Here is a 19,851-nt window from a genome sequence, read left to right on the forward strand (position 1 = left end):
TGACACGGCTGCCGTGCTCTTCCCCGTTGGTCTCTCGCCAGCCTGAACCCCGGCGCGCCGCATAAAGCTTATGCCACCATCGGCGCGCATTAAAGGATCATTTTGCAACCGCAAATATTGCACTGCAAAGCGTCTTATCACCGCAGCAGGATCGACAAAAAATCGCGCCACAGAGTGCCGTGGCGCGATGACAAAATTGTGATATCCGTGTTGCAGTGGGCTTGAAGCCCGGCATCCGCGTTGCCGCCCGACGTTTCAGGCGTAAATGCAGATCATGACAATCAGCGCACCTGATCCAGCAGCCGCTTGCATTCAAGCAAGTCGTAGAGAACCTCCTGCAACAGATCGTCATCGGCCTTGCCACGACCACTCGCCGGCGACAGTTTGCCGCTATCGTCACTTCTGCCGAAAAAACGCCGCCCCGCCGATTTCTTCGGCCGCCCGACGATCTGCTCGTCATCGAACATAGAGGTCTGGTCGTTACCGCCATGCCCATCGTCCTGGGCGGTGCCCGCCAGCGCCTGCAGCACTTCGGCGTCCCCTGTTCCAACAGCGGTGACGAATTTGTTGCCATTGGTGCGCAGCAGTTTCTGCACACCCTTGATCGTGTAACCGTGATCGTAAAGCAGATGCCGGATCCCCTGCAGCAATTCGACATCTTCAGGCCGGTAATAGCGACGTCCGCCGCCGCGCTTCATCGGCTTGACCTGGGTAAAACGGGTCTCCCAGAAGCGCAGCACATGCTGTGGCAGATCAAGCTCCTCGGCAACTTCCGAGATGGTTCTGAAGGCTTCCGGGCTTTTGTCCATGAGTGCGCTCCTGATGCAGCATGTAATGCCACTATTTCAACGAGATTCGCTGCCAATGACAAGCCTGCCCCGCCGCAAACCCCGCGAAAATATCAGGAAGCGTCGCGCGCAGCCTTGGCCTTTCGACCGAGATGCGATTTCAGGATTTTCTGCTTGAGAACGTTGGAAGCCTTGAAGGTCATGACACGCCGCGGTGAAATCGGAACTTCCTCGCCCGTTTTGGGATTCCGGCCGATTCGTTCGTTTTTGTCGCGCACCTGGAAAGTCGCAAATGACGAAAGCTTGACGGTTTCACCACGAACGATTGCGTCACAGATTTCATCAATGACCATTTCTACAAGTTCAGCCGACTCCGTCCTTGAGAGTCCGACCTTTCGGAAAACTGACTCAGCCAGATCCGCACGCGTCACAGTTTTGCCAGGCATTCCCGCATCCTATTGATTGAAAAATTCCCCGTCCGCGAAGACTATTTGCGTCTGCGCACGCGGTCAAGTCAATGCTTGCCGGCAAAGACAGCAATCCGTTCACCAACGCAACAATACTGCACCCCAGGTAAAGCCGCCGCCCATGGCTTCCAGCATGACATGATCATTTTTGCGGATCTTTCCGTCCGCAACTGCCGACGCAAGCGCCAGGGGAATCGATGCCGCTGACGTGTTGGCATGACGATTGACCGTGACGACGACCTTTTCCAGCGGAATGCCAAGCTTCCTGGCAGAACCTTCGATGATGCGGCGATTGGCCTGATGCGGGACCAGCCAGTCAAGATCGTCAGCGCTGATCTTCGCTTCTGCGAACGCGGCCTCGATCACATCCGTGATCATACCGACGGCATGCTTGAAAACCTCACGGCCCTCCATGCGCAGATGACCAATCGTACCCGTCGAGGATACACCGCCATCGACATAGAGTTTTTCGCAATGAGAACCATCAGCGCGCAGGCTGGCGGCGATAATGCCCCGCCCTTCGGCAACCTCTTCCTCAACTGCCTCGAAGATCACCGCACCGGCACCATCACCGAAAAGCACGCAGGTCGTGCGGTCAGTCCAGTCCAGAAGACGCGAAAAGGTCTCCGCACCGATCACCATAACACGTTTGGCACGCCCGGCCCGGATGAAACTGTCAGCCGTTGTAACCGCATAGACGAAGCCGGAACAGACCGCCTGCATGTCGAAGGCAAACCCGTGATGCATGCCAAGACGGCTCTGGATATTGACCGCCGTTGCCGGAAAGGTGTTGTCCGGCGTCGATGTCGCAACGATAATCAGATCCAGATCGTCGGCTGTAAGGCCCGCATTTTCGAGTGCTGCGCGCGCCGCAGCTTCACCAAGCGAGGCTGTCGTTTCATCGGCACCGGCAATATATCTCTGGCAAATACCCGTTCTCTGCTGAATCCAGGCATCGGAGGTATCGACAAGCATCTCCAGCTCAGCATTGGTAACTACCCGCTTCGGCAGCGCCGACCCGACCCCACACACAACAGAACGGATCATTCTTACTCCCTATCGACAGACCATCTGGAAAGCGTGGTTCGCGTCCTGCAGGCTGCGTCTTACATGGTACAAATGCGCCCACCGAACAATGGTCCGTCGAACGCGCTTCTCTTATCCCTGCCAGGGCAGATTTAACAACGCACTTTTCGTTACAAACGTAAAACTTATCGTTTGTCGTACTGATCGACCGTCCGCACGCATCGCCCTAATGACATATGGTGTTGGAAACCGGCGGCCCTGGAGCAGAACCGTCGAGAAAACGAACTAGCCAAGTGCGGCTTCGGGCCCACGCGGCGGCTCATGCTTGGCGTGGTATTCACTAAGATCATGCTGGATCTTGGCCGTCAAACCGTTCTTCACCATGTCATAGGCCACTTCGACGGCTGCGGAAAATCCTTCCGCATCGGTTCCGCCATGGCTCTTGATGACGATCCCGTTCAGGCCGAGGAAAACACCGCCATTGATCTTGCGCGGATCAAGTTTGTCACGCAGCATGGCAAAAGCCGCCCTTGCGAACAGATAGCCAATGCGTGACATCAATGTGCGCGACATCGCCATGCGAAGAAAATCGGCAATCTGGCGGGCCGTGCCTTCAGCTGTCTTCAGCGCAATATTTCCGGTAAAGCCTTCAACAACAAAGACATCCACCGTTCCCTTGCCGAGATCATTGCCCTCAACGAAGCCTTCATAGGCAAGGTTTTCGACATCGGCCTCACGCAACAGCTGCCCGGCCTTTTTGACCTCTTCCACGCCCTTGATCTCTTCAACGCCGACATTGATGAGACCGACAGTCGGACGTTTGATGTCGAACAGCGCACGCGCCATGGCCCCGCCCATCAGCGCGAAATCGAGCAGCTGTTTCGCATCTGCGCCGATCGTGGCGCCAATATCGAGCACAATGCTCTCACCGCGGGTCGTGGGCCAGATACCGGCAATGGCCGGTCGGTCGATCTCCGGCAATGTCTTGAGGCAGAAAACGGCCATAGCCATCAGCGCTCCGGTGTTGCCGGCGGAAACAGCGACGTCGGCCTCATTGTCGCGCACAGCCTGAATGGCCTGCCACATGCTCGAAACATTGCGGCCGCGCCGCAATGCCTGGCTGGGCTTTTCATCCATACCAACAGCAACGTCACAGTTGTGAATGGTTGAGTGTTCTTTCAGCTTGGGATGAGCCTGCAGCAGGGCTTCGATCTCATCCTGCTTGCCAAAAAGCTGATAGCTGATGTCAGGATGGCGCTGCAGCGCTTTCGCTGCGCCGCCAATCGCCACCTTGGCTCCGACATCGCCGCCCATGACATCTATCGAAATCTTGATCACGCGTTCTTGAATCCCATTACCTTGCTTCCGGTGAAGCCGGGTCAAATTACCCTTTTTGCCCTGTTAAACAACCACAGCCGGCTATTTATCGACAAATTTGCCAGTGCTTTGGTTTCGGCACCAAATATTTGGCAGTTTTGTGAAATTCTCTCAAGTCCCTAAGGAAAGTTGCAGCTGACAGCTCATAAAGGCTTTCCATTAGCCTCTTGCGCGCGCAACGCCAAGCCCCTTTTACGGCTTGGGTTTCCAGTCTTTCAGGGCGGCAAAGGGTGATTCCTTTGCATCATCGGGTTCGACAACGGCTTCCTCCTCCTCGGCAGGCGGCTCGAACCCGACCCCTTCTTTGCGCGGATAAGGATCAATGCCCAGCGCAATCGCCTCAATGGCGATGGTGGCAAGATCGATCTCACCGCCGGTGAAAACTTCAGGCGCATCCGGACCGTCAGGATCAACCAGCAAGGCGCCATCTTCGCTGAAATCCCGCTTGATCTGCCGTGACCCCTCCGGCAGGAAGGTCATGTCGACCTCCTCGTCAACCGAAGCAGACATCGGCTCAAGCGTGACGATACAGGCCTGAGTTAGCCGCGCAGAAACCCTGCCTCGCACCCGCAGCCCCTCCTTTCGCCACAACGTGACCTCAAGATCGGCAACAGCGCTTTCAACCGAGACCACGCCGAAAATGTCGGCAAGCGCGGCGCGGCCGTCTTTATCGGCTTCGATATGGACGTTCTTCACCTTGCCCGACGCGCGGGCGGCGGCAAAGGGGGAAGTAAAGCCATCAATGGCACTTTCGGCATTCTCAATGGGCACGGCCCGCCTCCAGATGTTCGGGGACAAGGAAACTCACAAGCCCTGTCTCCACGACAATTTCGTCCAGCCGCGCCAGATGATCGGTATTTTCCAGCATCCAGCGCGCCAGCTCGCCCATATCAGGCGGATCGGGTTTTTCCGAGTAAAAATTGAACTGCAGCGCGCGTGAAAGCTGGGAGAGATCACGCGCTTCAAGCGCCTGGGCATAGCGTTCAAGCCTGCCGTAAAACATTCCGGCCAGCTTTTTCATGCGCTTCGGCACCGAATGATCGCCGACCCCCAACTCGCGAATCGAATAGTCGACATCCATAAAAAAGGCGTCGACAATGGCCTGGGCGATTTCCTTGCCAGCGGCACCGGACTTCGCCGTACGCCGCAGAAACAAGATCATCACCACCGACAGCATCTCGAAACGGCCCATCACCGTATCCGGCGCGTTATACTCCACATAGAAGCAGGGCATACGGGCAGTCGCCGTAATCACGCCATACTGACGGTCGACAACGACCCTGTTGTTGCGCCTAGAACTGAAAATACCCATCGCCATATTTCTTCTTGATCCGCAAACGAGGCCGTAACCGACACGCTTTGCATTGCATCCGGACGCAAGCTGGTTTACCCAAGCATTTCGTCACCGGCAATGTCATCTCGACAAGTTAGATTGACGGCGTCCGGAACGCTTGCAAAACTCGTTCGATGGTAATTTGCGGTCGAAATTCTCGCAACCTCGAATGTAACAGCTTTAGCCGATGATCCCGGCTAGGGGCGGTCATCTGGCGGGGCTGCGCGAAAATAGACCAACGGGCCGTTAGATTATTGGCCAGACAAGAGATTTGTAACAGGGAGTGTTTCTTGGAAACTCGTCGCAGGAGCTTTGGAGCGAAACCGGTTCGTCTGGCAGTTGCAGGTGCAGTGATCGGCCTGACCCTTGCCGCAGCGGGATGCTCGACAACCCAAACGCTGTATCAGGGATACGTGATCGATGAACAGATGCTGCAACTGGTCAAGCAGGGCTCGAGCCGCGAGCAGGTACTGCTGACGCTCGGCCAGCCTTCCACAACAGCAACTTTCGATAACGAGGTGTTTTATTATATCTCGCAGCAGAAGCAGCGGACCTACGCCTTCCAGAAGCCACGCCTGATCTCGCAGGAAATTCTTGCGGTCTATTTCGGCTCGGACGGCCGCGTCGAAAAGGTCGCACGCTACACCCTGCAGGATGGCCATGTTGTCGATATGGTATCCGATACGACACCGACAGGCGGCAAGGACATGACCTTCATTCAGCAAATCCTGTCGGGTACGAACAAGAATTCGGCCCGCAACTTCTTCGATACTGCAGCTGGCAACAACGCCATCAAGTAAGGCACTGCCGCCAGAACACATATCAAAGCCCGGTCGCCATGCGACCGGGCTTCTTTGTTTTCAGCTGTCAGCGAAGACCGGCCACACGGGGACCGCCCGCCAAAGTCAGGCCAGAATGGCCAGCAAGAGCAGAGCCACGATATTGGTGATCTTGATCGCCGGGTTGACGGCCGGACCGGCCGTGTCCTTGTAAGGGTCGCCGACCGTATCACCGGTGACGGAAGCCTTGTGGGCATCAGATCCCTTGACGTGGCGGGCACCATCCTTGTCGACAAACCCATCCTCGAAGCTCTTCTTGGCATTGTCCCATGCGCCACCACCCGAGGTCATCGAGATGGCAACGAACAGGCCGTTGACGATCACGCCCAGCAGAGAGGCACCGAGAGCTGCAAAGGCTGAAGCCTTGGACCCGGACAGCGCCCAGACGCCGAAGAAGACGACCAGCGGTGCCAGAACCGGCAGCAGCGAGGGGATGATCATTTCGCGGATCGCCGCCCTGGTCAGCATATCGACTGCACGGCCATAATCCGGACGATCCTTGCCCTCCATGATGCCGGGCTTTTCGCGGAACTGCTTGCGCACTTCCTCGACAACGGCACTTGCCGCCCGGCCAACGGCCGTCATCGCAATGCCACCAAAAAGATAGGGGATCAGACCGCCAAAGATCAGACCCGCAACCACATAAGGGTTGGACAGCGAGAAGGAGATATCGCCCATTCCGGCGAAGAAGGGATATTTGTCGCCATTGGCGGCAAAATAGCTCAGATCGTTGGAATAGGCAGCAAACAGCACCAGAGCGCCGAGACCGGCAGAACCGATGGCATAGCCCTTGGTCACGGCCTTGGTGGTGTTGCCGACGGCGTCCAGCGCATCGGTGGATTTGCGCACTTCCGGCGGCAAACCAGCCATTTCGGCAATGCCACCGGCATTGTCAGTGACCGGACCGAAGGCGTCGAGTGCAACGATCATGCCCGCAAGGCCAAGCATGGCGGTAACGGCGATGCCGGTGCCAAACAGGCCAGCCAGCTGATAGGTGGCGATAATGCCGCCGCAGATGACGATGGCTGGCAGGGCGGTTGCCTCAAGCGAAACGGCAAGCCCCTGAATCACATTGGTGCCATGGCCTGAGACTGAAGCCTGGGCAATCGACACGACCGGGCGCTTTCCGGTGCCGGTATAATATTCGGTGATCACCACGATCAGCGCGGTGACGATCAGACCGACAATGCCGCAGAGAAACAGGTTGAAGCCGGTAATGTTGCGGCCAGCGACCTCGCCGAGACTGCCAAAGCCGACGGTTGCCAGAACGGCAATCGCCAGACCGACAATCGACAAAAGGCCGGTGACGATCAGACCGCGGTAAAGCGCGCCCATGATCGAGCCGTTCGCACCGAGCTTGACGAAGAAGGTGCCGGCAATGGACGTCAGGATACAGACCGCACAGATGGCGAGCGGCAGCAGCATGACGCTTGACAGAATGGCCGTCCCGCCAAAGAAAATCGCCGCCAGAACCATGGTCGCGACCACAGAAACCGCATAGGTTTCGAAAAGGTCGGCCGCCATGCCGGCGCAGTCGCCGACATTGTCGCCGACATTGTCGGCAATCGTTGCCGGGTTGCGCGGATCATCCTCGGGGATACCGGCTTCCACCTTGCCTACCAGATCGCCGCCGACATCGGCCCCCTTGGTGAAGATGCCGCCGCCAAGACGGGCAAAGACCGAAATCAGCGATGCACCGAAACCGAGCGCAACCAGCGCATCGATGACCATGCGATCGCCGGGATCATAACCAAGAATAACCGTCAGAATGAAGAAATAGACCGAAACGCCAAGCAGAGCGAGACCTGCAACCAGCATGCCGGTGATGGCACCGGACTTGAAGGCGATGTCAAGCCCTGCGGGAAGGCTGTGCGATGCCGCCTGGGCGGTACGCACATTGGCGCGAACGGAAACATGCATGCCGATAAAACCCGCAGCCCCCGACAGGACGGCGCCGATGACAAAGCCGATGGCCGCCGTCAGCGACAGGAGCAGCCAGGCCAGCACGAAAACCACAACGCCGACAATGGCAATCGTCGTATATTGCCGCGTCAGATAGGCCTGCGCCCCTTCGCGGATAAAGCCCGCAATTTCCTGCATACGCGGCGAGCCCTGATCCGCGACCATGACGGAGCGGATCGCCCACAAGGCATAGACAATGGATATAAGGCCGCAGAATATTACTGCGAGTAATATCGTCATTTTCCGTTTTCCTTCCCTCTACGGCTTCACCGGTGTTTTCCCAATATCCGGTTCTGCTGAATGATGCCGTTCGATCCGGATATGCACCGGATCTCCATTGCCGCCTGGCCATCTTGCAGACTGTCGTCTGTCCTCCCTGCCCAATGGCGGACCACGATGAGAGTGCGGTCAGCTTGGTAAGGCGTCAAGTGGCAACAGTAGAGGGATGAAAAAGCACAGGGCGCTTTGCGATAAAGCAAAGCGCCCCGGAAAATTGCAAATCGATTTAGAATGACGGCCTTACGGGCTCAACCCTTCTTGTCCTCACGCAGCTTCCGCGCCAGACGGTCAAGCACGGCGTGAACCAGCTTGCTCTCCTCACCTTCGAAAAAGGCAACTGCAATCTCGACATATTCGGTGACGATGACAGCCACCGGAACGTCCTTGCGGTCCTTCAGCTCGAAGACGCCGCAACGCAGTATGGCACGCAGCGTGCTGTCGAGACGCGAGAGCGTCCAGCCTTCAGCAAGCGCGCCGGCAATCAGCGGATCCAGAACCTTCTGCTCGCGGACAACGCCTGCGACCAGAAAGCGGAACCAGGATGCGTCCGCCTTGAGATAGGTATCGCCATCGATTTCCTGGCCGAGGCGAAAGGCCTCATATTCGCTCAGGACGTCGGACAGCGCCGTACCGCCGACATCCATCTGGTAAAGCGCCTGAACGGCGGCCAGCCTTGCGGCGCCGCGCTGGTTTGCTGTTTTCTCGTTTTGCATGTTCCACCTCGCATGCCCTTCAGGGCTGCGATCAAAATTGTCCCGGGATCATCGGATGCGCCGCTAAACCATGAACCGGCCCACTTCGCAAGTCACTTTGCACGTCAGGCGCTGTCTGTATCCGTATCGCGGCCGATTTTCGCCGAAAATTCGGAAATGATCTTCTCGAAATCCTCAGTCGTCGAGAAATCCCGGTAGACGGAGGCAAAGCGGACAAAGGCAACGTCATCCAGGCTTTTCAGGGCCTCAAGCACCAAAAGCCCGATTTCTTCAGAGCGGATCTCGCTCTCGCCCGAGCTCTCCATGCGCCGCACGATGCCTGAAACCGCACGCTCGATCCGCTCGCGTTCAACCGGACGCTTGCGAAGGGCGATATCGAAGGAGCGGACCAGCTTCTCGCGGTCAAAGGCGACTTTGCGGCCGTTTTTCTTGATCACCACCAGATCGCGCAGCTGCACCCGCTCGAACGTGGTGAAGCGCCCGCCGCAATCCGGACAGACCCGCCGCCGGCGGATCGAGGTATTATCCTCCGCCGGTCGCGAGTCCTTGACCTGGGTATCAGGCGAATTGCAGAAGGGGCAACGCATCAGCCGAGATAGCCATACATCGGGAAGCGATCGGTCAGCGACACGACCTTCGTCCGCACGGCAGCCTCAACGGCAGCATTGCCTTCATCGGAATTGGCTTCCTTCAGTCCGTCGAGAACCTCGACGATCAGACGGCCGATCTCGGCAAAATCCTCTTCCTTGAAGCCGCGAGTCGTGCCGGCCGGCGTGCCAAGGCGAACACCGGAGGTGACGAAGGGCTTTTCGGGATCGAAGGGAATGCCGTTCTTGTTGCAGGTGATGTAGGCGCGGCCGAGCGCCTGTTCGGCGCGCTTGCCGGTGGCATTCTTCTTGCGCAGATCGACCAGCATGGAGTGATTGTCCGTGCCGCCGGAAACGACATCAAGGCCACCATCCATCAACGCGCCAGCCAGCGCACGCGCATTCTTGACGACCTGCGCGGCATAATCCTTGAATTCCGGCTGCAGCGCTTCACCAAGAGCCACAGCCTTTGCGGCGATGACATGCATCAGCGGACCGCCCTGCAGACCCGGGAAAACGGCCGAATTGATCTTCTTGGCGATATCAGCGTCATTCGTCAGCACCATGCCTCCGCGCGGACCGCGCAGCGATTTGTGCGTCGTCGTGGTGACGACATGGGCATGCGGGCATGGCGAGGGATGCTGGCCGCCGGCGACGAGGCCGGCAATATGCGCCATGTCGACCATCAGATAAGCGCCGACTTCATCAGCAATGGCGCGGAACTTTTCCCAGTCCCAGATGCGCGAATAGGCAGTACCGCCAGCGATGATCAGCTTCGGCTTTTCCTTGCGGGCCTTTTCGGCAACCTCATCCATGTCGATCAGATTGGTGTCACGGGTCACACCATAGGAGACAACGTTGAACCATTTGCCGGACATGTTGACCGGCGAACCATGGGTCAGGTGACCGCCCGAATTCAGATCAAGGCCCATGAAGGTGTCACCCGGCTGCAGTAGCGCAAGGAAAACGGCCTGGTTCATCTGCGAGCCGGAATTTGGCTGGACATTGACGAATTCGACGCCGAACAGCTTCTTGGCGCGGTCAATGGCGAGTTCTTCAGCAATATCGACGAACTGACAGCCGCCATAGTAACGCTTGCCCGGATAGCCCTCTGCATATTTGTTGGTCATGATCGAGCCCTGAGCCTCGAGAACGGCGCGTGAAACGATGTTCTCCGAAGCGATCAGCTCGATCTCATGACGCTGACGACCGAGTTCCTTGCCGATCGCGCCAAAGATTTCCGGATCGGTATCGGCGAGCGAGCGGTTAAAGAATGTTTCGGTAAAACCTGTCTGATTTGTCATCGCATGAGGCTCCTGAGCGGGTTGCGGGCGGAAGGCGTTTTAACGCCCGCCGACCTAACGTGCAATAGAACAAAGCCGCCTGCGGTATAAGTCCGCAGGCGGCATTCAACATCTTATTCGCGAATCTTCGTTTCGTACGGCTTATTCGACGCCCGTTGTGGTCTGCAGCGCCAGTTCCGGTGCACCGTCGAGGTTATAGATATCGTCGCGGAACTGGACCACGCCGTCACGGGCCGACCAGGCAGTGATGTAGACGAAATGGTTCGGAACCTCCTGCGCCAGCTTGACCGGGGTGGAAATGCCGCTGCGGATGGTTTCCTCAATATGAGTGCGATCCCAGCCGGGCGTGTCTTTCAGCAGCCAGACGTCGAGGTCTCGGACATTCTCGATACGCACGCAACCAGACGATTCGAACCGGACAAAGTCATTGAACAGGCTCTGCGTCGGCGTATCATGCATATAGACCGAGTACTTGTTGTGGAAGTTGATCTTGGTCGAGGCCATGGCACTGTTGGGGCCCGGATCCTGACGGAAGGTCAGGTTCGGCGCCTTCTCGGCATTCCAGTCGATCGTCATCGGATCGACTTCCCGGCCCTTGTTGTCATAAAGATGGATCTTCTGATCCGTCAGATAGCTCGGATCCTTCTGCATCAGCGGCATGATATCCTTCTGGATGATCGAGCGCGGAACGGTCCATGGCGGATTGAAGATGATCTCGAAGATCTTGGAATTCAGGATCGGCGTCGCGCGCGAAGGCCGGCCGACAATGGCGGTATTGCGCAGCGCAACCACGTTGTTCTCAACCGCTTCGGCATAGGCGGCCGGAATATTGACCAGAACGTAGCGCTGACCGAGATCGGTTCCCAGATCTTCAATACGGGCCAGATTGGTCTCAAGCTGGTTGAGCCGGACATCGGCGCTGACATTGAGTGCCTTCAGCGTGTATTCGTCGATATAGCCGGTTTCCGGAAGGCCATGACGGGCCTGAAAATGGCGCACGGCCCCCTGAACATAGCTGTCATAGGAATTCGACATGCCGGCAGATGCCTGCAGGTCACCGGACGTAATCAAGCGCTTGCGCAACTGCTGCACGGACGAATCGGTAACGCCGAACTGAAGCGGCACATTGGGGTGGACCTCGGTCCAGCCGCCATTGGCGACGATCTGCTGATATTCGCCGATCGCCTGGGTCTGGTTGATGCTGGCATTGGGGCCGAGAATGGGCTGATTGGATGTCACCACAGCCTGAGCCCGCGTATTGGCAGCATCAAACTGATCATCCCAGTTGCCGCGGCCTTGTGCATTGATCAGCGCATCGACAGCCGACTGAGCCCGTGCGAGTGCGGGCATCGCCAATGCACCGGCCGCAGCGGCCGTCACGAAGGCGCGTCGCGAAAGGCGCTTCTTCGAAAATTCGCTTCTGTTCTTCTCAGTCATCTCAATCCAGCTCAAACGAGGAAAAGCCGAGAGCGCAAGGCGCCACATTCGGACATCGGAAATCTAGGGTCTTGGACCTTTTGCCCTAAGCCCTTTCACAGCAATATGGCCAATTGTTGTCAGCAACAGGCAGTGGAAAGGCAAGGGCAGCCACACGCAACCTTAATGCCAGCGAATGAACATCCGGTAAATCCAGAGCGCGATATAGACCAGAATCAGAATGACATGAAGGGTGATGATGACGGGCGCTTCACCGAAAATGCGCGGGTAACCGCCATGGCTGACGATTTGAATTCCGGCACCGATAAACCAGATGACAGCCCCCCAGCCGACACCGAACCAAAGTCCCAGAGCGGCAACGGGGAAGCCAACGGCCAGAATGGGTTCAACAAAGCGGACATCGGGGTGGACCAAGTCGAAACGCCCTGCCCCGCCGTGGGAAAAGCCGATCAACGCCGCCCAGCAGGCAAGCGCCAGGACGATCAGATAGAGGGCCACTCCCCGCTGGAACAGCAGAAAAAAACCCTGCGAAAAACTGGAGCGATAAGTCGTGCTGCGATCCGATTCCATGATCGCTGTTATAGCCGAAACCGTGCCTAACAGAAGACAGGTTTTAAACCGATGAGACAATTCGATCATTTTATCGTGAGATGCTTGGTGCTAAACCGCCTGACATCCGTCAACCGACAAGACGAGAGCTGAGGTACAGAATGAACAGCAATGAAGACAAGACCCACATCGTCGACAGGATTACCGGCCACCGCCGCATGCGCAGGATCCGCAAGACCGACTGGCAGCGGCGCATGGTACGCGAAAATCAATTGAGCGTTGACGACCTGATCTGGCCGGTCTTCGTCGTGCCCGGCACCAATATTTCCGAACCGATACCGGCAATGCCTGGCGTGGAGCGGATGAGCGTCGACCGCCTCGTCGAGGCTGCGCGCATGGCCGCAGATCTCGGTATTCCAGCCCTTGCGACCTTCCCCAATATCGAGATGGAAAAGCGCGACCAGACCGGATCGGAAATCCTGAACCCCGATAACCTGATCAATCAGGCAACGCGTGCCGTGAAAAAGGCCGTGCCCGAGATCGGCATGATCACCGATGTGGCGCTCGATCCCTTCACCAGCCACGGCCATGACGGGATCCTGCGCGACGGCATCATCGTCAATGACGAGACGGTAGAGCATGTGGTCAAGGCAGCGATCGCCCAGGCCGAGGCCGGATCGGATATCATCGCCCCGTCCGAAATGATGGACGGCCGTATCGGCGCCATTCGCCAAGGGCTTGATGCGCACGGGTTTCAGGATGTCGGCATCATGTCCTATGCGACGAAATTCTCCTCTGGCTATTACGGCCCCTATCGCGAAGCGATCTCCACTGGCGGCCTTTTGAAGGGGGACAAGGCGACCTATTACGTTGATCCCGCCAATGGAACCGAAGCGCTGCGCGACGCAGCACTTGATGTGGAAGAAGGCGCCGACATGCTGATGGTGAAGCCCGGCCTGCCCTATCTCGACATCTGCTGGCGGTTGAAGGAAGCCTTTTCGCTTCCGGTCTTCGCCTATCAGGTTTCCGGTGAATATTCGATGCTGAAGGTCGCTGCAGAGCGTGGGCTGATTGATGGTGACCGGGTGATGATGGAAACACTGCTTGCCTTCAAGCGCGCAGGTTGCGACGGCATTCTCACCTATTTTGCCGTTGATGCGGCCAAAAAGCTGGCGAAAGCCTGATATTCAGCAGCCCAGCCATTGCAGGCGGGGGCCATCGCCCCCAAATGCTTGGGCCTGACGCCTGCAACCTTTCTTCGTTGCGGCCTAACGAAAGCCTTTAAGAGACCTGCCATGAGCCTTGACCGAGACACCAGCCTTTATGCACCGACCGACTGGCGCGCTTATTCCGGCGTATTGTCACGGCGTATCTTCGCCTTTCTGGTCGATTATATCATTATCGCCCTTCTCTGGGTTCCAGCAGCCGTCATCGTATTCTTCGTCGGCATCGCCACCTTCGGCCTTGGTTTCCTGCTCTATCCGATCCTGTATTTCATCGTCGCGATCTTCTATTTCGGCATGACAATGGGCGGACCGGCTCAGGCCTCGCCCGGCATGCGTGCCATGGGACTGAAGATCGTGCGCACCGATGGCATGCCGATGGATTTCCTGACAGCTGTCGTTCATCTGGCACTGTTCTGGATCTTCAACTCGATCCTGACGCCACTGGTGCTGGTCGTTGGCCTGTTTACCAGCCGCAAGCGCCTGCTGCATGATTTCCTCATCGGCGCCGTGATGGTGCGCAGCGAGCCGTTCTGACGATTTCCAGACAGATAATGCAAATATTTGACCGGCTTGACGTGAACAGTTGACCTTTTTCCGGTTTAGGCCATGCTAGTTCCGTGAACCGGTTCGCTATCCGGCATTTTCCGGTTCACGAGATCGAACCGAATCTGGCGTGACCATCCGGTAGGCTGAATATGAACACTCAGACCACGCAGTCACCACAATTTTATCTGACTGCCCCCGCGCAATGTCCCTATCTGGAGCAGGAGCGTGAACGCAAGGTCTTTACCCATCTGGTTGGCCCCCGCGCTGCCGAGATGAACGATCTGCTGACCCAGGGCGGCTTCCGGCGCTCGCAGAATATTGCCTATCGGCCAGCCTGCGAGAACTGTCGCGCCTGCGTGTCCGTGCGCATCATCGCCAGCGAATTCATGCCGCATCGCAGCATGAAACGCACCATATCCCGCAACAGCGACCTCATCGGGACAGAATTGCCGGCCCAGGCGAGCCTTGAACAATATGACCTGTTCCGCACCTATCTCGACAGTCGCCATCAGCAGGGCGGCATGGCTGACATGTCGATCGGCGACTATTCGGTGATGGTGGAGGAAACCCATGTCGAGACGCGGGTGATCGAATATCGTGTGCGATCGGGGTCTCTCGAAGACCCCGGCGAGCTTGTCGCAGTGGCGCTGACCGATGTGATGATCGACGGGCTTTCGATGGTCTATTCCTTCTTCAATCCTGAATATGAAAAGCGCTCGCTCGGCAGCTTCATGATCCTCGATCATATTCGCCGCGCCGAGGAAGCAGGCCTGCCTTACGTCTATCTTGGCTACTGGGTGAAGGGTTCACGCAAGATGGATTACAAGAAGCGGTTCCTGCCGCAGGAGCACCTGACCGGCCATGGCTGGGAACGCGCGGATCCGGATTTTCCACCGGAAGACTGACATCCAGTGATCTATAACCCATTGAATCTACGCATTTTTTCTCCTAAAATCGATTCCGATTTTCGGACCCATGCTTTAGGCGTGGCAAAAAAACAGCGCCCACTTTTCGCCCGATGCTCTACACCTTCATCACCACGACGCCGGCGGCAATCAGCAGTGCTGAGAGCCAGCGCCAGCGATTGACCTCTTCGTTCAGGATGAAAGCTGCAATCAGCGTGGCAAACAGAATACTGGTTTCCCTGAGTGCGGCCACAAGCGCGATCGGCGCCACGGTGAAGGCCCAGACGGCAATCCAGTAGGCCCCAAGCGACATCGCTCCGGCGGCGATACCGGTTCTCCAGGCGGGCAGCACAGCCGAAAAGGCATGACGCCCTTTGAGAAGAAAGGCGACCACTGCCATCATCAGCGCATCGACGATCACCATGGCGAGAATAAAGCCGGACGCCGTGCCGGCGATACGCGCCCCGGTGCCATCTACCAGCGTGTAGCTGGCGGTAAACCCCGCTGTGCCGAGTGCGTAAAACACCGCCCGCCGATCCATCTTGCGCGCCGACGCTCCCTTCAGCGTCATCAGCAGGATGCCAGCGGAAATCACCGCAATCGCCACCAGCGCGGCCGGAGACAGGACGACACCGAGGCAGGTGATAGAAACCAGTGTCACAATCAGCGGCGCTGTGCCACGCGCCAGCGGATAGGCCTGGCTGAGATCGGAAAAGGCATAGGCCCGGATCAGAAACAGCTTGTAGCCGGTATGCAGCAGGGCGGCTGCGAGAATGAAGCCCCAGGAAGCTAGCGCAGGCTTTTCAACGAAAGGCAGGATCGGCAGCGCGATCACCGCCTGCACCAGTGCCAGAAGAAGAATGGTCGAGAAACGATCCAGCCCGACCTTGACCACCGAGTTCCAGCCAGCATGAAGCAGTGCGGCCAAAAGCACAGCCGCAAACACGTAGGTTTCCATCGCATTATTTCCAGAAGAAATCGCCATCGACGGCGACCAATAAGGTGAGATAATATGTCATACCTCTATTTCACCCATTGATTTCATTTTGGAAAACGACAATTCTTCATATTCAATGTGAGAAAAACGCACATGAAACGCGGAACCCTGCCCCTGAATGCCCTGCGCGCTTTCGAGGCCACCATGCGCCATGGCCAGATGGGGCTGGCGGCAGATGAACTGGGCGTGACCCACAGCGCCGTCAGCCGGCAGGTCCGCCAGCTTGAGGTGATCCTCGGCGTCCCACTATTCGAGGGACCACGCAACCGGCTCACCCCCTCCCAGGCGGCACTGGATCTGCAACCGGTGCTCAGCGAAGCCTTTGAGAGCATGGAACGCGCCGTCGCCCGGGCGATGCAGCGCGATCGCCATGTTCTCGACGTCTCCTGCACCAGCACGCTAGCCATGCGCTGGCTCATACCGAGACTGGTCGATTTCCAGACACGCCACCCGACCATCGAGATCCGCCTGACGGCCGATGACGCTGCTGTCGACTTTTCCCGGCATCGCTTCGACGTGGCCATCCGCGTATTGAAGCCGCCCTTTGGCGACGCCATCGTCGACCCGTTGTTTCCCGACGAAACCGGCCCCGTTCTGAGCCCGCGGCTTGCAGGCGATATGGCGCTGGATGATCCCGCAGCCCTTGCCCGCCTTCCCGCATTGCAGACCAGAACCCGCCCCCATGCCTGGATGGACTGGGGACGTCAGCTTGGCCTGCAACCACCGGCGGACGGCCGCATCTTTGAACATTTCTATTTCATGCTGGAAGCAGCAACAGCCGGGCTTGGCGTTGCCATCGCGCCCGAAATCCTTGTGCGGGATGATCTGGCGGCCGGCCGGCTGATCGCCCCGTTCGGCTTTCTGCCGTCAGGACTGACCTATGTCGCGCTTCGTCCGCGAAGACCCAACCGCGCGGCGGAGCGCTTTGTTGTCTGGCTGACCGGAGCGAGCGAGACGGGAAGCAGCAATGGCGGCGACCGCTAGCGCCCATCCTAATTGCTGCAATCGTGAAGGCAGGACGCAGTCCGCCTGTTCGGGCGGCCATATCAGCTGACGCTGACGGCATCTTCAGGGCGCGCCGGAGGCCGGAGCGGTCAGGATGCTGCCAGCTCCGTACCGTCGTCTTCCGTGTTCTCGAGGCGATCGTAAAGCGCAGCGTTGAACCGCGCCATATAGGCGACAAAACGATCCACGTCCTCGCTGTTCCAGTCTGTCATCAACCGGTCCATACGCTGGCGGCGGGTATCGCGCATATCTTCCGCAAGAACCGCCCCTTCATCGGTACGGGCAACCAGCACGCTGCGCCGGTCATCCGGATCGACCTTACGCACCACGAGACCGCGCGCCTCCATAGCGGCGACCTGGCGGGTCACCGTTGTTGCATCAAGCGCCAGCGTCTTCGATAGCATCCCAACCTTGCGCGGACCTTCGGCCAGCTGCAGCAGCAACAGATAATGCGAACGCTCCAGCGGATAATTGCGCCTGCGATTAAGCGCCTCAAGAAGGCGTGCCAAAACAGCAGCCTCCTGCTCCAGTGCGCTGATCCCCTCAGCGGCATTCTGGCTCACCATATGATTCCCCTGCTCTTTCGTACTCTGGAGCTGCGGACAAAAAGCGAGAAAGTGACTATTCGCCAAGCCGCAACGCCAAAGACGTAAATCCAGGTTATCGGGCGCCATCCCCGGTCGCCCGACGACCTAAAGCCTTTATGCACGGAATAAAAGTTTTTCACAGCCTTAAAGGTGCAGATCCGGTTGCAGCGTCAAATTGATTTATATATGCATTATACATTAACTGTATCATACATCAATAACGAAAGACCGCATCATGGCTGCGCATGACGCAACTCCCAATTTCCTTGATCAGCCGAAAGCCGTATGGGCCACAGCCTTTGCCTGCGTGGTTGGCTTTATGTCGATCGGACTCGTCGACCCCATTCTGACCTCGATTGCCAAGGGGCTGAACGCCTCCCCATCCGATGTGTCACTGCTATTTACCAGCTACTTCCTTGTCACCTCGGTGATGATGCTGTTCACCGGCTGGCTCAGCAGCCGCATTGGCGGACCGAAGACCCTTCTGGTCGGCGCGGCGCTGATCGTCGTCTTTTCCGCCCTTGCGGGCATGTCCCACTCGGTTGCCGAGCTTGTGCTGTTTCGCGCGGGCTGGGGGCTTGGCAACGCCTTTTTTGTCGTCACCGCACTGTCGGTCATCGTCGCGTCCTCGCGCGGCGGCATGAGCGCGGCCATTCTAATGTATGAGGCGGCGCTCGGGCTTGGCATTTCCGCCGGTCCGCTTCTGGGTGCCGCCCTTGGCGGCATGTCGTGGCGCTATCCCTTTTTCGGCACGGCAACCCTGATGGCGATCGGCTTCATCGCCATTTTCTTCCTGCTGCCTGCACAGCCGAGGCCTAAACACAAGATCTCCGTCACTGCACCGATCCGCGCGCTCGGGCATGCCGGTCTGCTAACGGCAGCCATTGCCGCTTTCTTTTACAATTACGGTTTCTTCACCGTGCTGGCTTTCGTGCCCTTCGTGCTCGACATGTCGGCCCATGCTGTCGGTCTGATCTTCTTCGGCTGGGGCCTTTTGCTGGCGATCTTCTCCGTCATCGTCGCGCCACGCCTGCAGGCCCGTTTTTCGACCGTTCAGATCCTGGTCAGCTGCCTGTTGATCTTTGCAGTTCTGTTGCTGGTCATGGCCTTCAGCCCGATCAGGATCATCGCGCTCTGCGTCATCTTATCCGGCGCACTGATGGGGGTCTGCAACACGGTCTTTACCGAACTTGCGCTCGGTGTCTCCGACAGCCCGCGCCCGGTGGCGTCTGCCGGCTATAATTTCGTGCGCTGGTTTGCCGGCGTCATCGCCCCCTTCGCCGCGCCGCATCTGGCAGAAAGCTTCGGCACGGCCTCGGCTTTCTACGTTGCCGTCATAGCTGCGATCGCCTCCTCACTGGTGCTCTATCTGCGCCGCCAGACACTCACGGAAAAGGACGAAACCGAACCGGTTCCTGCGCCAGTCAGCGCAGGCATCGTCGCAGCCATTGCCGGACTGCCGCAGGATGCGGCCGTTCTCACCCGCGCTGCCGAACTGGCCCGCAACCACGCCCTCCCGGTCTTTCTGCTGCATGTCCGCACCTATGAGGTAATGGACGGCACAGCGGCCACAGCCGAAAAGACAGAGGACGCCATCCGGTTGCTCGATGCGGCCATTGCCGACATCAAAACACGGGGTCTTGCAGCCAGTGGAGAGGTCATCGAAGCCGCCGCCGCCCATCTGGTACCGGCGATCGACGTGAAGCTGAAAGCGCTTTCGCCCCGCTATGTCGTGCTCGGACGCGGCACCGGCGGCGATCTCAGCCATGGCAGCACGGTCGAAGGCCTGGTGCGCAGCGTGCCGGAAGGCCCGGAAGTGGTTCTCGTCTGAACCGGATGTGAAAAGGCCCGCAGATTTGCGGGCCTTTTTGCTGCTGACAAACCTCGTCCCTTCTTCTGACGTCATGCCAGTGCTTGGTCCACA

20 protein-coding genes are annotated in these 19,851 nt (G+C 58.1%); 6 read left to right on the forward strand and 14 right to left on the reverse strand.

The window, feature by feature from the left end; translation table 11 throughout:
• Positions 1 to 281 precede the first annotated feature (281 nt).
• From FJU08_RS18560 to FJU08_RS18585, 6 genes are all read right to left on the reverse strand, one after another.
• On the reverse strand, positions 282 to 809 hold the full coding sequence (locus tag FJU08_RS18560; RefSeq protein ID WP_141150542.1) for a MerR family transcriptional regulator: 528 nt from the start codon (positions 807 to 809) through the stop codon (positions 282 to 284).
• Between the two features lie 92 nt (positions 810 to 901).
• Complete coding sequence (locus FJU08_RS18565; protein ID WP_141150543.1) at positions 902 to 1,234, reverse strand: integration host factor subunit alpha; 333 nt, start codon at positions 1,232 to 1,234, stop codon at positions 902 to 904.
• Between the two features lie 99 nt (positions 1,235 to 1,333).
• Positions 1,334 to 2,302 (reverse strand): beta-ketoacyl-ACP synthase III, encoded by a 969-nt coding sequence (locus FJU08_RS18570; protein ID WP_141150544.1) that lies wholly within the window; start codon positions 2,300 to 2,302, stop codon positions 1,334 to 1,336.
• Positions 2,303 to 2,566: 264 nt separating this feature from the next.
• Positions 2,567 to 3,619, reverse strand: a complete 1,053-nt coding sequence (plsX, locus tag FJU08_RS18575; protein WP_141150545.1) for a phosphate acyltransferase PlsX — start codon at positions 3,617 to 3,619, stop codon at positions 2,567 to 2,569.
• Positions 3,620 to 3,850: 231 nt separating this feature from the next.
• Positions 3,851 to 4,429: a YceD family protein gene (locus tag FJU08_RS18580; protein ID WP_181409921.1), complete on the reverse strand. Its 579-nt coding sequence runs from the start codon at positions 4,427 to 4,429 to the stop codon at positions 3,851 to 3,853.
• Positions 4,419 to 4,970 (reverse strand): ubiquinol-cytochrome C chaperone family protein, encoded by a 552-nt coding sequence (locus FJU08_RS18585; RefSeq protein ID WP_407943725.1) that lies wholly within the window; start codon positions 4,968 to 4,970, stop codon positions 4,419 to 4,421. The genes FJU08_RS18580 and FJU08_RS18585 overlap by 11 nt, the downstream gene beginning before the upstream one ends.
• A 311-nt stretch (positions 4,971 to 5,281) precedes the next feature.
• Here FJU08_RS18585 and FJU08_RS18590 point away from each other — a divergent pair, with 311 nt between their 5' ends.
• Positions 5,282 to 5,791 carry an outer membrane protein assembly factor BamE gene (locus FJU08_RS18590; protein ID WP_141150548.1) on the forward strand — a complete coding sequence of 170 codons (510 nt, stop codon included), beginning with the start codon at positions 5,282 to 5,284 and terminating at the stop codon, positions 5,789 to 5,791.
• A gap of 105 nt (positions 5,792 to 5,896) precedes the next feature.
• On the opposite strand, the gene FJU08_RS18595 is transcribed toward FJU08_RS18590, so the two are convergent.
• The 6 genes from FJU08_RS18595 to FJU08_RS18620 all read right to left on the reverse strand — a co-directional run bounded on the left by FJU08_RS18595 (position 5,897) and on the right by FJU08_RS18620 (position 12,682).
• Positions 5,897 to 8,032: a sodium-translocating pyrophosphatase gene (locus FJU08_RS18595; protein WP_141150549.1), complete on the reverse strand. Its 2,136-nt coding sequence runs from the start codon at positions 8,030 to 8,032 to the stop codon at positions 5,897 to 5,899.
• Between the two features lie 287 nt (positions 8,033 to 8,319).
• Entirely contained in the window at positions 8,320 to 8,784 is a 465-nt protein-coding gene (gene nusB, locus FJU08_RS18600; RefSeq protein WP_141150550.1) for a transcription antitermination factor NusB, read from the reverse strand.
• Positions 8,785 to 8,888: 104 nt separating this feature from the next.
• The gene (gene nrdR / locus FJU08_RS18605) at positions 8,889 to 9,371 is read right to left on the reverse strand and encodes a transcriptional regulator NrdR (protein WP_141150551.1); all 483 of its coding nucleotides are present in this window, start codon (positions 9,369 to 9,371) and stop codon (positions 8,889 to 8,891) included.
• Positions 9,371 to 10,675: a serine hydroxymethyltransferase gene (gene glyA / locus FJU08_RS18610; RefSeq protein ID WP_141150552.1), complete on the reverse strand. Its 1,305-nt coding sequence runs from the start codon at positions 10,673 to 10,675 to the stop codon at positions 9,371 to 9,373. The genes nrdR and glyA overlap by 1 nt, the downstream gene beginning before the upstream one ends.
• Positions 10,676 to 10,816: 141 nt before the next feature.
• Positions 10,817 to 12,112, reverse strand: coding sequence for a L,D-transpeptidase family protein (locus FJU08_RS18615; protein WP_141150553.1), 1,296 nt, complete (start codon positions 12,110 to 12,112; stop codon positions 10,817 to 10,819).
• Positions 12,113 to 12,274: 162 nt separating this feature from the next.
• Positions 12,275 to 12,682, reverse strand: a complete 408-nt coding sequence (locus FJU08_RS18620) for a DUF6163 family protein (RefSeq protein ID WP_141150554.1) — start codon at positions 12,680 to 12,682, stop codon at positions 12,275 to 12,277.
• A 140-nt stretch (positions 12,683 to 12,822) separates the two neighbouring features.
• On the opposite strand from FJU08_RS18620, the gene hemB reads away from it, so the two are divergent.
• From hemB to FJU08_RS18635, 3 genes are all read left to right on the forward strand, one after another.
• Positions 12,823 to 13,845: a porphobilinogen synthase gene (hemB, locus tag FJU08_RS18625; protein ID WP_181409922.1), complete on the forward strand. Its 1,023-nt coding sequence runs from the start codon at positions 12,823 to 12,825 to the stop codon at positions 13,843 to 13,845.
• A gap of 111 nt (positions 13,846 to 13,956) precedes the next feature.
• A complete protein-coding gene (locus tag FJU08_RS18630; RefSeq protein ID WP_141150556.1) occupies positions 13,957 to 14,421 on the forward strand; it encodes an RDD family protein in 465 nt (154 codons plus the stop codon).
• A 161-nt stretch (positions 14,422 to 14,582) separates the two neighbouring features.
• Entirely contained in the window at positions 14,583 to 15,338 is a 756-nt protein-coding gene (locus FJU08_RS18635) for an arginyltransferase (protein ID WP_141150557.1), read from the forward strand.
• Between the two features lie 118 nt (positions 15,339 to 15,456).
• Here FJU08_RS18635 and FJU08_RS18640 read toward each other — a convergent pair whose 3' ends face one another.
• Positions 15,457 to 16,296, reverse strand: a complete 840-nt coding sequence (locus FJU08_RS18640; RefSeq protein WP_141150558.1) for a DMT family transporter — start codon at positions 16,294 to 16,296, stop codon at positions 15,457 to 15,459.
• A 132-nt stretch (positions 16,297 to 16,428) separates the two neighbouring features.
• Here FJU08_RS18640 and FJU08_RS18645 point away from each other — a divergent pair, with 132 nt between their 5' ends.
• Positions 16,429 to 17,319 (forward strand): LysR substrate-binding domain-containing protein, encoded by an 891-nt coding sequence (locus tag FJU08_RS18645; protein WP_141150559.1) that lies wholly within the window; start codon positions 16,429 to 16,431, stop codon positions 17,317 to 17,319.
• Positions 17,320 to 17,429: 110 nt separating this feature from the next.
• Here the strand turns inward: FJU08_RS18645 and FJU08_RS18650 are convergent, their stop codons facing one another.
• A complete protein-coding gene (locus tag FJU08_RS18650) occupies positions 17,430 to 17,906 on the reverse strand; it encodes a MarR family winged helix-turn-helix transcriptional regulator (RefSeq protein WP_181409923.1) in 477 nt (158 codons plus the stop codon).
• A gap of 256 nt (positions 17,907 to 18,162) precedes the next feature.
• Here FJU08_RS18650 and FJU08_RS18655 point away from each other — a divergent pair, with 256 nt between their 5' ends.
• The gene (locus FJU08_RS18655) at positions 18,163 to 19,758 is read left to right on the forward strand and encodes an MFS transporter (protein WP_141150561.1); all 1,596 of its coding nucleotides are present in this window, start codon (positions 18,163 to 18,165) and stop codon (positions 19,756 to 19,758) included.
• Positions 19,759 to 19,851: the final 93 nt, after the last annotated feature.

It is taken from the genome of Martelella alba, from assembly GCF_006516955.1.
In the GTDB taxonomy this organism is placed as follows: Bacteria; Pseudomonadota; Alphaproteobacteria; order Rhizobiales; family Rhizobiaceae; genus Martelella; species Martelella alba.